This is a genomic window from Spongiibacter tropicus DSM 19543 (assembly GCF_000420325.1).
Classification (GTDB): Bacteria; Pseudomonadota; Gammaproteobacteria; order Pseudomonadales; family Spongiibacteraceae; genus Spongiibacter; species Spongiibacter tropicus.
The window spans coordinates 70,429-85,004 of record NZ_ATUS01000002.1; the positions used below are offsets into that span (position 1 = coordinate 70,429).

Here is a 14,576-nt window from a genome sequence, read left to right on the forward strand (position 1 = left end):
CAATGCCTGGCACGCCTCTTTATAATGCCCCGGCTGCGCCCACCGGGCGCCCTCCGCGAAACCGCAAAACGGCAGGCCGATACGGCCCACGCCAAGCACGCGGCTCAGTGGGCCTTTAGCTCAGTTGGTTAGAGCGCTCGACTCATAATCGATCGGTCGCAGGTTCAAGTCCTGCAAGGCCCACCATTTTCCCAATTAAATTAGCTCCTAGCTCACCCAGGGCTATCCCCTCAAACAAGCCTATCCAAACCCCGTAGGACTTCCTGAATCAAAAGGTCTCGGGCTAGAGTTAATGACAGGCTTATTAACTGCCGCCAAATCGACTAAGATCAGATATACAAAAGGATTTTTAAGCAGCTGAACCATACATCGATGGATAGGCGGATGGATAAATCAGAAAAAAAGCAGCTAAGCGAATCAGATATTAAAGCTAAATTCATCACCCCCGCCCTTATCGAGGCTGGCTGGGATGAAATGACACAAATCCGCCGTGAAGTTACCCTAACACCTGGCCCCGTAATCGTGCGAGGCAACCTCTCGTCCCGCAACAAGAAGAAGAAAAAATTTGCCGACTATGTTCTGCAAAAGGAAAAAGGCATCCCCATTGCGGTAGTTGAAGCCAAAGACAATAATCACACCGCCAGCCAGGGTATGCAGCAAGCCCTAGGCTACGCCGATATTCTGGAAGTACCCTCAGCCTTTAGCTCCAATGGCGACGCCTTTGCCTCACACAACAAGGTAGCCGCGCCTAGCGAGGATATCGAAACCGAACTCTCTTTAGATGCATTCCCCACTCCCGCCGAGCTATGGCAGCGTTACAAAACCTATCGCGGTATCACCGAAGAAGAGCAAGATTTGGTTATCGAACCTTACTTCGATGACGGCTCAGGTAAAGAACCCCGCTACTACCAAGCAGAGGCTATCAACCGTGTGATGGAGAAGGTTGCCAAAGGCGATAAGCGGCTGTTGCTGGTGATGGCCACTGGTACTGGCAAAACCTACACCACCTTCCAAATCATCTGGCGTCTGTGGAAAGCCAACAAAGCCAAACGCATTCTGTTTTTGGTGGATCGCAATATTCTGGCCGACCAAACCCTGGTCAACGACTTCCGGCCCTTCGGTTCGGTGATGACCAAAATCAAAAACCGCAAGATCGACCCGGCCTACGAGATCTATCTGGGCCTCTATCAGGCCCTCACAGGCCCGGACGAAGAGGACAAGATCTACCAGTCCGTATCCCGCGACTTCTTCGATCTGATTGTGATCGACGAATGCCACCGTGGCAGCGCCAACGACGACTCCGCCTGGCGCGAGATTCTGGAATACTTCGACAGCGCTATTCAGCTGGGTCTCACCGCCACACCCAAAGAGACCGAATACGCTTCCAACATCACCTACTTTGGCGAGCCGGTGTACACCTACACCTTAAAGCAGGGCATTCAAGATGGCTTCCTTGCCCCCTACAAGGTGGTGCGCATCAATATCGACCGGGACCTGGAAGGCTGGCACCCGCCCAAAGGCATGAAAGACGATCTGGGCAACGAGATCGAACAGCGGGTCTACAACCAGCAGGATATGGACCGGGTGCTGGTGCTGAACCAGCGCACCCGGCTGGTGGCTGAACGGGTAATGCAGCTGCTGAACGCCACCGACCCCTACCAGAAAACCATCATCTTCTGTGAAGACATCGACCACGCCGAGCGCATGCGCAAAGCCATCGTCAATGCCGCCGGGGCCCTAGCGAAAGAGAACAGCAAATACGTGATGCGTATTACCGGCGACAGCGTCGAGGGCAAGGCCGAGCTGGACAATTTTATCGACCCGGAGAGCAAATACCCGGTCATCGCCACCACATCCGAACTGCTCACCACCGGCGTGGATGCCAAAACCTGCAAGCTGATCGTGCTGGATAAAACCATCAATTCCATGACCACCTTCAAACAGATCGTCGGGCGCGGCACCCGCATTCATGAAGAGCAGAACAAGTACTTCTTCACCATCATGGACTTCAAGCGGGCGACCCAATTGTTTCAAGACCCAGAATTCGATGGCGAGCCCGTAGTGATCTATGAACCGAGTGATGGCGACAATCCTGTACCGCCAGACCCCGATTTGCCCGGCGATGACAATGATGGCGACGGGGTGAATGAACCCGAGGGTGCCTACAAAGTACGCGTCAGCGGCGTGGACGTGCGCATCCTCTCTGAGCGGGTGGAGTATCTGGGCGAAGATGGCCAGATGGTCACCGAGTCCTACCGCGACTACAGCCGTAACTGCATCCGCAAGGAGTTCAGCTCCCTCAACGACTTCCTCAGCAAATGGCACAGCAGCAAGAAGAAAGCCGCCATTATCGAGGAGCTGGCCGAATACGGCATCGAGCTGGACAAACTCGCTCAGGAAGTGGGCGAAAAAGGCCGCGAGTACGGCGATTTCGACCTCATCTGCCATATCGCCTTCGACCAGCCACCACTGACCCGAAAAGAGCGGGCCAACAACGTCAAAAAGCGCAACTACTTCACCCGCTACGGTGATCAGGCCCGCGCCGTGCTGGAGGCCCTGCTGGACAAATACGCCGATGAAGGCATCACCTCCATCGAAACCCCCAAGGTGTTAAAGCTCAACCCGTTTGATAGCATTGGCACCCCCGTAGAGATCATCAACGACGTCTTTGGCGGCAAGGCCAACTACGAGCAGGCCGTCGCAGACCTCGAACAACAGCTCTTCAGCGACATCAGCTAGCAAGCAGCTAACAGACACCCCAAAAGATTGAATACTTTTTAACCTCAGGAACTTCATGAGCAACGTCAGCGGTATTATCAAATCCATTCAGGACATCATGCGCAAGGATGTGGGCGTCGACGGCGACGCCCAGCGCATCAGCCAACTGGTGTGGATGTTCTTCCTCAAGATTTACGACGACCGCGAAGCCGAAATCGAACTCCTTGACGAAGACGACTACAAATCTCCCCTGCCCGAGCACCTGCGCTGGCGCAACTGGGCCGCCGATACCGAGGGCATGACCGGCGACGAGCTGAGCGACTTCGTCAACCTGCAGCTCTTCCCCACCCTCAAAGACAAACTGGTCATCAGCGGCGAGAACGGCAAACGCGCACTGGTGATCCGCAATATCTTTGAAGACGCCTACAACTACATGAAGTCTGGCACCCTGATGCGCCAGGTAATCAACAAAATCTGCGAGATCAACTTTAACAACACCCAGGATCGCCACACCTTCGGCAGCATCTACGAGCAGATCCTTAAAGACCTGCAAAGCGCCGGTAACGCCGGTGAGTTCTACACCCCCCGCGCTGTCACCAAGTTTATTGTCGACCGGGTAGACCCCAAGCTGAAAGAGAGCGTACTGGACCCGGCCTGCGGCACCGGCGGCTTCCTCGCCTGTACCATTGATCACAAACGGGATAACTACGTTAAAAAGAGCAAGGACAACGAAGTACTGGCGCAAAGCATTCACGGGGTGGAGAAAAAAGCCCTGCCCCATATGCTCTGCACCACCAATATGATCCTGCACGGCATCGACACGCCCACCCAGATTGAGCACGACAACATGCTCAGCCGCCGTGCCTATACCGACTACGGCGAGAAAGACCGGGTCAATGTGATTATCACCAACCCGCCCTTTGGTGGCATGGAAGAGGACGGCGTGGAAAACCAGTTCCCCGCCACCTTCCGCACCCGCGAAACCGCCGACCTGTTTATGGCGCTGGTGATCAAGCTGTTAAAAACCCACGGCCGCGCCGCCGTGGTACTGCCCGATGGCTTTCTGTTTGGCGAGGGCATGAAAACCCGCTTAAAAGAGAAACTGCTCAACGAGTGCCACCTGCACACCATCGTGCGCCTGCCCAACGGCGTCTTTAACCCCTACACCGGTATTAAAACCAATATCCTCTTCTTTACCAAAAAGTCCGAGGCCGAATGGCCCGCCACGCAAGCCGTCTGGTACTACGAGCACCCCTACCCGGAAGGTGTGACCAGCTACAACAAAACCAAACCCATGCAGTTCGAAGAGTTCGAAACCGAACGCCAATGGTGGGGCAATGAAGAGGACGGCTTTAAAACCCGCACCGAGACCGAACAGGCCTGGAAAGTCAGCCTGCAGGACATTATCGACCGTAACTACAACCTGGATATTAAAAACCCCCATGTGGGCGAACAGGTCAATCACGACCCGGACGAGCTGCTGGCCGAGTACGATCAGCAACAGCAAGAGATTCAAAGCCTGCGCGACCAGCTGAAGGCCATCTTACACGAAGCTTTGAACCACTAAGTCCACGTCATTGCGAGGAGCGTCAGCGACGCGGCAATCCATCATGAATAATGTAGAAAACCTGATCACCCAACACCTCAACCTCTGGACCTCTGCCATCAAGCAGAAATCCAGCGCAGGCCGAGGCTCATCCAGCAAGACCGAGCTTTACGGCATTAAAAAGCTGCGCGAGTTGATTTTGGAATTGGCAGCGCGTGGTCTATTGGTTCCACAAGACCCGAATGATGAACCAGCAACTGAGCTACTCAAGAAAATATCAACCGAAAAAACAGCCCTCATAAAAGAGGGGAAAATAAAAAAAGCCAAACCTCTACCGCCCTTAACGGATGAAGAAAAAATCAATACCCCTGGCGGATGGACCCTCATTCGCACAGGCCAACTATTTAACACAATCAATAGCGGTGGAACGCCTAGCAAAAGAAACCCTGAATACTGGAATGGAGACATTCCTTGGGCAAGCGTCAAGGATCTTGGAACAAAGCGTCACATTTCAACAACGCAGGACCAAATAACCGAACTAGGATTAATCAACGGTAGTCGACTAGCGGATGTTGGGGACATACTGATTTGCACCCGCATGGGACTTGGAAAAATCTCTATAGTTAAAGCTCCCATGGCCTTCAATCAAGATTTGAAGTCAGTAAAGCTAACCTCGTTCGTAGATGTAGATTTTTTCTTGAACACATACTCGACACTAAAAATCAGAGGCACAGGAACAACTGTCGAGGGAATTAAGCAAGAACAACTCTTAGAGTATGTCATAGGCCTCCCCCCACTTGCCGAACAACACCGCATAGTCGCCAAAGTCGATGAACTAATGGCCCTCTGCGACCAACTGGAACAGCAAACCGAAGCCAGCCTTAGCGCCCACCAAACCCTGGTGGCAACCCTGCTCGGCGCCCTCACCAACGCCGCCGACCACGACAGCTTCCAACAAGCCTGGCAACGTATCGCCCAACACTTCGACACCCTGTTCACCACCGAACACAGCATCGACCAGCTCAAACAAACCATCCTGCAACTGGCCGTTATGGGCAAACTCGTCCCGCAAGATCCCAACGACGAACCGGCTAGTGAACTGTTAAAGCGGATTGCGACTGAAAAGGCCAAGCTGGTTAAAGAGGGGAAGATTAAAAAGCAGAAGGTGCCAACCACCGTATCTGCTGAAGAGCATCCTTTTCCGTTAAAGAGAGGCTGGGAATATAGAAAACTTGGCGACTTAGCTCAAATTTTCTCTGGTAATTCATTTAAAAGTGAAGACTTTAAAGAGAATGATGGATGCAAGGTAATTAAGATTACCAATGCAGGAGTAGGAGAACTTATTGAAACAGCTGATTGCTTGCCTATCGACTTCCAAGAGGAATATAAAAACTATCTCGTTTTTAAAGGTGATTTGATACTGGCTCTAACAAGGCCTTATATTTCCACTGGACTTAAAATTAGCATATGTCCTGAGACTTATCATGAATCACTATTAAATCAACGGGTAGCTGCAATCAGGCCATTTTTGGACTCGTCGTTCCTATATCTATTTATGCAAAGCGCTTACGTATTGGGCTTATACCAAGCTCGATTTGGCGGGTCAGGACTACAGCCAAACCTAAAAATTAGTGATGTTACCGATCTAGTTATTCCCGTCCCGCCTATGCCAGAGCAGGAGAGAATTGTTGCACAAGTGATGAATTTAACCATGCTCTGCGACCAACTAAAAGCTCGCCTAAACCAAGCCCAAACCATCCAACTGTATCTGGCTGACGCCCTAACCGAACAGGCCATTGCCTGATAGCAGACGCTGATGAGTGATAGAGACGGATTAAAACCCCTGACCGAGTTATGCACTGCTGATATTCGCAATACCTGGTATGTGCGCATCGACCGACAAACCGGCGAAGAACGGCCGGTCACCGTGGAAGATCACTACGCCGAAATAGAGCGCTACCCGCTGCACGACCAGGTGCCGGATAGAATCGCCACTCAATACGATGTGGCCCGCAACCTCTACCTCTACGCCTGGTTTGAATACCGCTTCTTTAACATCGCCGAAGCTCAGGTACTTACCGTACTGGAGCTTGCTATGAGAGAGCGTATCGGCGAGGACGAGATAAAGCGCTATATCAAACGGCGCAACGACGAACACAAGGCTAAAACTGGCAAAAAAGGCGGCCTGCGAAATGGCATGAAAACGCTGATGCAGTACTGCCGAGACCATCAGTTAATCCGCAACGAAGGGTTTTCTGCCTGGCACCGAAATGCTAAACAAATCGCTTACAACAAAGCCGATACTGAACGCCGGCAATGGGCCATTGCCGAGTTAAAACGAACAGGAAAATCTCAGATTGCGCTTCCGGAGGTTGATATCGATACACTGCCACCAGATCCAGATTATGATTATGTTGAGCTTCTCGTAGACAATCTCAACCAACTACGAAACCACTATTCTCACGGCAGCACTATGCTCCACAATCAGGTGCTTGATAACTTCGAAATGGTATCTGAATTTATCAATCAAGTTTTCGAGGACCACGCCCTTACCAAGGAAAAGGTACGTTAAATGAGCAGATTCTGTGGTAATAAAAATACAGCTCCTATCCTTCAAGCTGCTCAGCAGTGGCAGGAAGTCAGCTTACTCAACGGCCAGTCGTTATTTGGTTTTGGCGATATTTGGAATAGCCACACCCTCGATGAGCTGGTGACCTATTTCGTTGATAATCTCAATTATGGCGAAGGCAACTTTGTACAAAAACTTGAGACCCAGCTAGCATCTGCTCGACCAGAGTCCAAGATCCTTTGTGCAGAGATCATGTGGGCCATGCTGCTAGCCCCAAGTAATATTAAGCCAAGCAAGAAGCGCGAAAATATTAACCATATTCTCGCCTGGGCTGGTGTAGAACTACCGGAGAACCAAGCGCTACTCGGTGATGAACCGTTAAGTGGTATCGGCAGCGGCGGCACGGCCTATAACAATCTTCGCTGGAAAGAGCTGGTCTATGCTATTCGGCTGTTCAAGGCGCTCTTTTCTCTCTCACCTGACGAACGCGGCAAGCTTCTACAAAATGGTCAAGACTTTGCTCAATGGCTGGAGACAATCCCGGACAATGGAAAGCGTCAGTTCCGCCATATGCTGCTTTACCTGCTTTTCCCGGACGGTTTTGAACGCATTTTCGGCCAAGGCGATCGCAAAAAGGTATTAAAGAGCTTCAGTGGTCTCGACAAACAAGAAATTAACGCGCTCAAAGCAAGTGAGATGGATGAAGCACTCGCCACTATTCGCGCAGAACAGGTGGAATCATTTAATACAGAACAATTAGATTGGTATGTGCCGCCCCTAAAGGCTATGTGGCAGGACACGAGCAAATCGAAGGAGGGTACAGAGGGCCATTCAATCTACGACACATTGATGACCTTTTTGGAGCAAGCCCATACCGAAAGTCTACGCACCCAAGACTATCCTCGCTCGCACGCAGGTTTAACCATGCGAATCAGCTTTGGCGCGGGTAATCAGGCGCATGTTCCCTGGATTGGGCTGCTGTCGGCCGGTCAAACACCGACAAAAGGGATCTACCCCGTTTACTTATATTATCGTGCCGACAGCTTGCTTGTGCTTGCCAAAGGCGTGAGCGCGACAAATCCACCCCTTATCACTTGGGAAACTGATGAAGAGAGCCAAACAGTAGAGCAGTACTTTCAAACCACGCTTCATAAATCCGCCATTCGTTATGGCGAATCCTATATTCATCAAGTTTATGACCTGTCGGAAGCGCTCGATAAAGATCAAATAGACGCGGATCTAGACGAATTGATCGACGAGTACCTTTCCATAGTTGGAGGACTTCCGATCGACGTAAAGGAGCCGGAGCCCAGCTATCAATCAGATACCCAAACTGCCTCAGCCGCACCAATGTCTGTCGATAGCTTAATGTCAGATGTATTTATTGGTAAACAAGACATCAAGGACATTCTTGCGCTGCTGCACAACAAGAAAAACATTGTGTTGCAGGGCCCACCCGGTGTGGGCAAATCCTTTGTTGCCAAAAAACTGGCCTATGCCCTGATGGGAGAGAAAGCACCCCAGCGGGTAGAGATGGTGCAGTTCCACCAGTCTTACGCCTATGAGGACTTTGTACAGGGCTATCGCCCCAGCGATTCCGGCTTTGAATTGAAGAACGGTCTGTTTCATCAATTCTGCAGCAAGGCCGCCAAAGACCCGAACAACACCTACGTGTTTGTGATCGACGAGATCAATCGCGGCAACCTGAGCAAAATCTTTGGTGAACTGATGTTGCTGATCGAGGCCGACAAGCGCGGTGAGGAGTGGCAGGCGCCCCTCACCTACAGCAAGGATTTGGGGGAGCGCTTTCATGTGCCCGAGAATGTGCACTTGATCGGCTTGATGAACACTGCCGACCGCTCGCTGGCCATGGTGGACTACGCCCTGCGCCGCCGCTTTGCGTTTGTGGACTTAAAGCCCGAATTCAAAAGCGAGGGCTTTACCCGCTTTATGCAGGAGCGCGGCGCCGAGCAGGCCATGATTGCCACCATCACCAGCCGTATGAACAGCCTGAATGATCGCATTGCCAAAGACAGCGCCAATCTTGGCCCCGGGTTCTGCATTGGTCACAGCTTCTTCTGTGCAGCCTCGGATAGCGGTCTGTACGACAACGCCTGGTACCGGCAGATTGTGAACTTCGAAATCGCGCCACTGATTCGCGAGTACTGGTTTGACGATCCCGGTACAGCACAATCGCTGATTGATGAACTGCTGGCCTGAGTGGATTGACAGATTACCGTGTCGAACGTCATTCCCATTCAGAACCTCTACTACCTACTCTGCTATTCGTGGAATCGATTGGCCGAGTCAGAGGTAATCGATGTAACCGGGATCGATTCCACCCGCCAGGTGGATTTGTTTGCCTTTGTACTAATACGCGGCACCCGTCACTTGTTGCGTCGGGGACTGGAGCAAGGCTATCAAGCTCATAGCGAGACGATTCCCGGCATTCGGGGTCGTATTGATATGACCACCACCGCACGTCGAGTACTGGCTGCACAGGGCTTGGCTCACTGCCAGTTTGACGAACTGACCACCAACACTATTGCCAATCAGATTCTGCGCTCCACCCTCTATCATCTAAGCCGCGTGCGAGAGATGGACCGCGACCTGAACAAACAGCTGCACAGCCTTTACCGAGAGCTGGATGGCATCGACGCCCCTCCACTGAACAAAGCCCTCTTCCGCAAGGTACAACTACACAGCAACGCACGCTTTTATAAACTACTGCTAAGTGTATGCGAGCTAGTTGCTGACTCACTTTTGATTAGCCAGCGCGATGGCAGCCTCAGTTTTAAAGATTTTCTCCGCGACGAGAGACGCATGGCAAAAGTCTTTGAAGAGTTTTTGTTCAATTTCTATCGCACAGAACGTAGCGATTTATCCGTTCGCAAGGAACGAATCAACTGGCTTTCTGAAGGATCAGCCGAAGAGAGCTTGGCATACCTACCCACGATGGAAACCGACCTATCGATTCGTAGCCCCAGCCAGACACTGATTATTGATGCCAAATATTACAAAGAAACGCTAACAAGCTATTTCAACACCGAGCGCGTGCATTCGGCGAACCTATATCAACTATTTGCGTATGTAAAAAATTTGGAGGGGCGCGAGGGACCTGATGCACGTGCCAGCGGTATGCTTTTGTACCCATTGGCAAGTAGGAAGATTCGCCTAAACTATCAACTGCACGGCCATGATATTCGAATCTGTACGGTTAATCTTTGCCGACACTGGACCGAAATCCGCGAGGAGCTTCACGAACTCATACACGAAATCTAAGCCGCCTTAAAACCCGATAAGTCTGCACTAGAACCACTTAGCGTCGATTCAAGCTACTCAAACGCATCCCAATACGGCGGCGAGCCGAAATAACCGTCGATAAAATCCAGAAAGCACCGCAGTTTTGCCGTTTGCAATTGGCGGTGGGCGTAGACGGCATAGAGCCCCAGCGGTTCAGGCTCGCACTGCGGCAGGACGACTTCTAGCTGCCCGGCAGCGATAGCAGGGCCAGCGATGAAGCTGGGTTGCAGGGCGATGCCTCCGCCATTGATTGCCGCCTGGACGAGCAGGTCGCCATTGTTGGAGACGACACTGGCGGCGGGTGCCCCCGGCCCTTTGCGTCGCCAATATTGAGATAAGTCCCCTTCATCTTCGATGTAGCTGTAGCGCAGGTAGCGATGCTCGGCTAACTCTTCAGGCTGCGCGGGTCGACCACATCGGTCCAGATAGTCTGGCGCGGCGCAGAGCAGAATACGTACGGGTGCAAGACGTTTGGCGATAAGCGAGGAGCTTTTTAGCTGACCGATACGCAGCGCGACATCGAAGCCCTCTTCCACAATATCGACCTTGCGGTCATTGAGCTGCAGGTCGATCTCGATGGCGGGATAGGCCCGCTGGAAATCGCAGATCAAGGTTCCCATGTGGGAGATGGCAAAGGATACCGGCGCGCTGATACGCAAAAGCCCCTGCGCCTGCTGCTGATAGTCGCCAAGCTGGCTCTCCATATCGTCGATATCAAACAGCACTTGTTGAACGCGCTGAAAGTAGGCCTGCCCGGCTTCTGTCAGACTGATACGGCGCGTGGTGCGCCGGAGCAGACGCGTGCCGAGCTGTTTTTCCAAGGCTGCGACATACTTGCTGACCAACTGCGGTGACTTGTCCAAGCGCTCAGCCGCGCGGCTGAATCCACCCTCATTCACGACCGAAACAAAGGTCCTCATCGCATCGAGACGATCCACAGTCACTCCTTAAGTGCGCCAACTCGCTCCAATATTATCAACATATTATTGATAGTTATAAAACATATCAGCCATTTATTGCCATTAAGTAGAAAGATAAAGTTGCACCATGGCTCGGGCAATAAGGACCTCAGCCACCCCAACGATTCTTAATTGACGGAGCACGACATGAATACCTCACTGATCAAAACGGTTTTACACAGCAACGCTGGCTTTTCCGCACTGGTACTTCGCGTACCGATTGGCTTGATTCTGGCCGCACATGGCGCGCAGAAACTGTTCGCGTGGTTCGGCGGCTACGGCCTGGAAGGCACCGGCCAGTGGATGGCCAGCATCGGCCTTGAGCCGGGCTACCTGATGGCGCTGATGGCAGGCAGCGCAGAGTTCTTCGGCGGGCTGGCGCTGGCACTCGGTTTGTTAACTCGACCCGCTGCCCTGCTCACGGCTTTTACCATGCTGATCGCGATCTTCAGCGTTCATATTGATAACGGCCTGTTCATGAGCAACAACGGCTACGAGTACGCGCTGACCCTGCTTGTCGCCGCGGTGGCACTGGCGATTCAAGGCGGTGGCCGGTTCTCGGTGGATGCACTGCTGAGCCAACGCCTCAGTCAGTAAGCGCCCCCACCCCATCGGCCCGCAGCGTTGCGGGCCATACTGTTTCCCGAGGAGTGAGCTATGTTGCTTAACGGTAAATGGGCAGAAAACTGGCAGCCCGTTCAGAACAAAGATGAGCAGGGTCGTTTTATTCGCCAAACCTCGTCGTTTCGACACTGGATTACCCCGGACGGCAGTGCCGGGCCGACTGGCAAAGGCGGCTTTAGGGCCGAGAAAGGACGCTACCACTTATACGTCGCCTATATCTGTCCGTGGGCGTCGCGCACGCTGATGGCTCGCGCACTCAAAGGCCTGAGCGATTACATCAGTGTGAGCGTGGTGAATCCGGTATTGACCGATCAGGGCTGGACGTTTAGCGCTTACCCAGACGCCGATGAGGACAAACTCAATGGCGCGCAGTATATGCACCAGATTTACACTCAGGTTGATCCGCAGTTCACCGGGCGCGCGACGGTACCGGTACTCTGGGACAAGCATCTGCACACTATCGTCAATAACGAATCGGCCGATATCCTTCGCATGTTGGGCAGCGCGTTTGATCATCTCACGGGCAATCACCTCGACCTTTACCCCGAGGCATTGCGCAGCGAGATTGATGCGCTGAACGACTACCTCTATCCCGCCTTGAACAATGGTGTGTATCAGGCGGGCTTTGCCAGCTCACAGGTGGCGTATGAGGAGGCTTACCACGGCGTTTTCGCGGCGCTGGACAGGCTGGAGTCCCAGCTCGCTGATGGACGATCGTTTCTACTGGGAGAGCAACTGACAGAAGCGGATATTCGACTGTGGGTGACCTTAATTCGCTTTGATCTGGCCTACCACAGCTTATTCAAATGTAATCGCAACACCCTGCGATCGATGCCCCGACTATGGGCCTACACTCAGCGGATACTGGCGATGGAGGGCATTGCCAGCACCGTGAACGTCGACCATATCAAGGCGGGCTATTATTCGATTAAAGCCCTAAACCCAAGTGGTATTGTGCCGCTGGGGCCGCGGCTGGACGACTGATGTGCGTCAATACAACACATCGCTCGGCGTATTCCCGGAGCGATGTGTTGATGAGCATACCGCGCTTACTGGCAGCTAATATCTACATTATCAATGGTAGTGCCGTTCACCGTACCGCTGCCATTGCTGATGGAGCAAGTCACACTGCTGGAGGGCGAGAGCTTCACTTCGTAGCTGGCACCATCGGCCACCGGGTTGTAGTTATAGTTGTAGTAGCCGTTCTTGATACCGCCATCGTTGACCCACTTGCCGTCGATGAACAGCTCCCACTGACCAAAGTTATTGCTATTCGGCAGACCGGAAGTGGTGCCACCGATGTCGTAACCGGCCACAACTTCGCTACAACTGATGTCGATATTGTCGATATCGCTGCCGCTGAGCGTGCCGCTGGCATTGCTCACCGTGCAGTCCACCGCACTGGTAGGATGAACAATGACTTCGTAGCTGGCGCCATCAGCCACCGGATTGCTGTTGTAGTTGGTGAAGCCATTTTGCAGGCCACCGTCTGTGACCAGTGAGCCATCCACAAACAGCTCCCATGAACCAAAGCCACTGCCCGCAGGCAGGCCGCTGGTGCTACCACCGAGGTTGAATGCATTGTCGCTGCACTGAATATCAACATTGATGACATGGGCGCCGCTGACGGTGCCACTACCATTGCTGACCTCGCAACTCTGCCCCGCCGGCGCAGTGACAGTGACCTCATAGCTGCTGCCATCGGCAACGGGATCACTGTTGTACGTCACCGCCCCGTTTGCAAGCGCGCCATCATTGGCAATGCTGTCGTCCAGCCACAATTCCCACTGCGCTGAGTTGCCGCCAGCATAGCCGGAAATAGTCCCGCTGATATCAAAGCTGCTGGCTTCCATATACGGTTCGAACTGACCGAGGAAAGCCACGGGATCAATGCTGCTGACGTTAATTTCGTGAACCTCATTTTCCATCAAGCTTACGGCGTAGCTGTAGCCGTTTTCGTCGTCGTACCACACGTACTCTGAATTGACCTGCTCAAACCTAGTGAGCTGCAACGCATCACCATTGTTGTCATCCGGAGTGAGGTCGAGAAACAGATTGCCCGAGCCAGAGAAGATAAATGACACGCGATCGTTCAGCGCATAAGGTGCTCCGGGGGCTGCATAGGTGAACTGCATGACCATGGATGTACTTTTGAGCGCATCCGGCAGGGTGCTGACATCGCCACCGCCGGAGTTATCTCGCTCGAGCTCACTCAGGGTTTTCTGAAAGTGCGCAATGGCATCTGCAATACTGATCAGGGTCACGCTCATCACATTGAACACCTGCGCTTCGAAATCAGACTCACTCAGACTGAAATCCAGTGCGCCAGTAGTAAGCGAAGACTCGTCGATATTGATGCCGTTATCAGGATTGTTGTCACTGTCGAGCGATTGCAGCAGACGAATGATATTCACCACAACATTGTTGTTTATATCGTCAACACCCGCGATATCCAACGGCGTGAGTAAACGGCTTGCCCGCACCGACGGGAATTCAATATCGCCGATAAAGAAGCTGACCGCCTCGCCACGACGGAACCGGAAAACGCCGTCAGCATCGGTATAGCCTTCAAAGGATGGCGTTGAATAGCCAACGCCCTCGACTGCCGAGTCAACCAGGCGACCACTGGATTCAGACTTTTTATCATCGTCATCACAGCCAGCGAGCATTAGAGGAAGGGCCAGCACGCTGGCGCAAAGTAGAGATAGTCGGGGAGCGGTTGCTGTTTTCACGTGGAGTCTCCATACGGTCACATTGAGTCCTTCAGGAAACACCATTATTCACGCCCACTCCCCGCTTGCCCGCCCCCCAATTACGGGGGAATGATCGCAACAATCAGCGCAGCGCAAGATCAAAG

Annotated in this window: 10 protein-coding genes and 1 tRNA gene; 9 read left to right on the plus strand and 2 right to left on the minus strand. The window is 52.7% G+C overall.

What is annotated here, in order from left to right; genetic code table 11:
• The first annotated feature begins 109 nt into the window (after positions 1-109).
• The 7 genes from G411_RS0111990 to mcrC all read left to right on the plus strand — a co-directional run bounded on the left by G411_RS0111990 (position 110) and on the right by mcrC (position 10,115).
• Positions 110-186, plus strand: a tRNA-Ile gene (locus G411_RS0111990).
• A gap of 198 nt (positions 187-384) precedes the next feature.
• Positions 385-2,739, plus strand: a complete 2,355-nt coding sequence (gene hsdR / locus G411_RS0111995) for an EcoAI/FtnUII family type I restriction enzme subunit R (RefSeq protein WP_022959455.1) — start codon at positions 385-387, stop codon at positions 2,737-2,739.
• A 55-nt stretch (positions 2,740-2,794) separates the two neighbouring features.
• Complete coding sequence (locus G411_RS0112000) at positions 2,795-4,285, plus strand: type I restriction-modification system subunit M (RefSeq protein WP_022959456.1); 1,491 nt, start codon at positions 2,795-2,797, stop codon at positions 4,283-4,285.
• 43 nt (positions 4,286-4,328) lie between these two features.
• On the plus strand, positions 4,329-6,068 hold the full coding sequence (locus G411_RS0112005) for a restriction endonuclease subunit S (RefSeq protein WP_022959457.1): 1,740 nt from the start codon (positions 4,329-4,331) through the stop codon (positions 6,066-6,068).
• 12 nt (positions 6,069-6,080) lie between these two features.
• Positions 6,081-6,836 (plus strand): hypothetical protein, encoded by a 756-nt coding sequence (locus G411_RS0112010; RefSeq protein ID WP_022959458.1) that lies wholly within the window; start codon positions 6,081-6,083, stop codon positions 6,834-6,836.
• A complete protein-coding gene (locus G411_RS22440; protein ID WP_022959459.1) occupies positions 6,837-9,053 on the plus strand; it encodes an MrcB family domain-containing protein in 2,217 nt (738 codons plus the stop codon).
• An 18-nt stretch (positions 9,054-9,071) separates the two neighbouring features.
• Positions 9,072-10,115, plus strand: a complete 1,044-nt coding sequence (gene mcrC, locus G411_RS0112020; protein WP_169530682.1) for a 5-methylcytosine-specific restriction endonuclease system specificity protein McrC — start codon at positions 9,072-9,074, stop codon at positions 10,113-10,115.
• A gap of 53 nt (positions 10,116-10,168) precedes the next feature.
• Here the strand turns inward: mcrC and G411_RS0112025 are convergent, their stop codons facing one another.
• Positions 10,169-11,074: a LysR family transcriptional regulator gene (locus G411_RS0112025; protein ID WP_022959461.1), complete on the minus strand. Its 906-nt coding sequence runs from the start codon at positions 11,072-11,074 to the stop codon at positions 10,169-10,171.
• A gap of 168 nt (positions 11,075-11,242) precedes the next feature.
• Here G411_RS0112025 and G411_RS0112030 point away from each other — a divergent pair, with 168 nt between their 5' ends.
• Positions 11,243-11,692 carry a DoxX family protein gene (locus G411_RS0112030; RefSeq protein ID WP_022959462.1) on the plus strand — a complete coding sequence of 150 codons (450 nt, stop codon included), beginning with the start codon at positions 11,243-11,245 and terminating at the stop codon, positions 11,690-11,692.
• A 60-nt stretch (positions 11,693-11,752) separates the two neighbouring features.
• The gene (locus G411_RS0112035; RefSeq protein WP_022959463.1) at positions 11,753-12,703 is read left to right on the plus strand and encodes a glutathione S-transferase family protein; all 951 of its coding nucleotides are present in this window, start codon (positions 11,753-11,755) and stop codon (positions 12,701-12,703) included.
• A 65-nt stretch (positions 12,704-12,768) separates the two neighbouring features.
• Here G411_RS0112035 and G411_RS0112040 read toward each other — a convergent pair whose 3' ends face one another.
• Positions 12,769-14,451, minus strand: coding sequence for a hypothetical protein (locus G411_RS0112040; RefSeq protein ID WP_157581301.1), 1,683 nt, complete (start codon positions 14,449-14,451; stop codon positions 12,769-12,771).
• Positions 14,452-14,576: the final 125 nt, after the last annotated feature.

Bases quoted from the DNA above. Each gene is read 5' to 3' on its own strand.
- G411_RS0112030 (WP_022959462.1), top strand. From the start codon at position 11,243: ATGAATACCTCACTGATCAAAACGGTTTTACACAGCAACGCTGGCTTT.
- G411_RS0112035 (WP_022959463.1), top strand. From the start codon at position 11,753: ATGTTGCTTAACGGTAAATGGGCAGAAAACTGGCAGCCCGTTCAGAAC.
- hsdR (WP_022959455.1), top strand. From the start codon at position 385: ATGGATAAATCAGAAAAAAAGCAGCTAAGCGAATCAGATATTAAAGCT.
- G411_RS22440 (WP_022959459.1), top strand. From the start codon at position 6,837: ATGAGCAGATTCTGTGGTAATAAAAATACAGCTCCTATCCTTCAAGCT.
- G411_RS0112010 (WP_022959458.1), top strand. From the start codon at position 6,081: ATGAGTGATAGAGACGGATTAAAACCCCTGACCGAGTTATGCACTGCT.
- G411_RS0112005 (WP_022959457.1), top strand. From the start codon at position 4,329: ATGAATAATGTAGAAAACCTGATCACCCAACACCTCAACCTCTGGACC.
- G411_RS0112000 (WP_022959456.1), top strand. From the start codon at position 2,795: ATGAGCAACGTCAGCGGTATTATCAAATCCATTCAGGACATCATGCGC.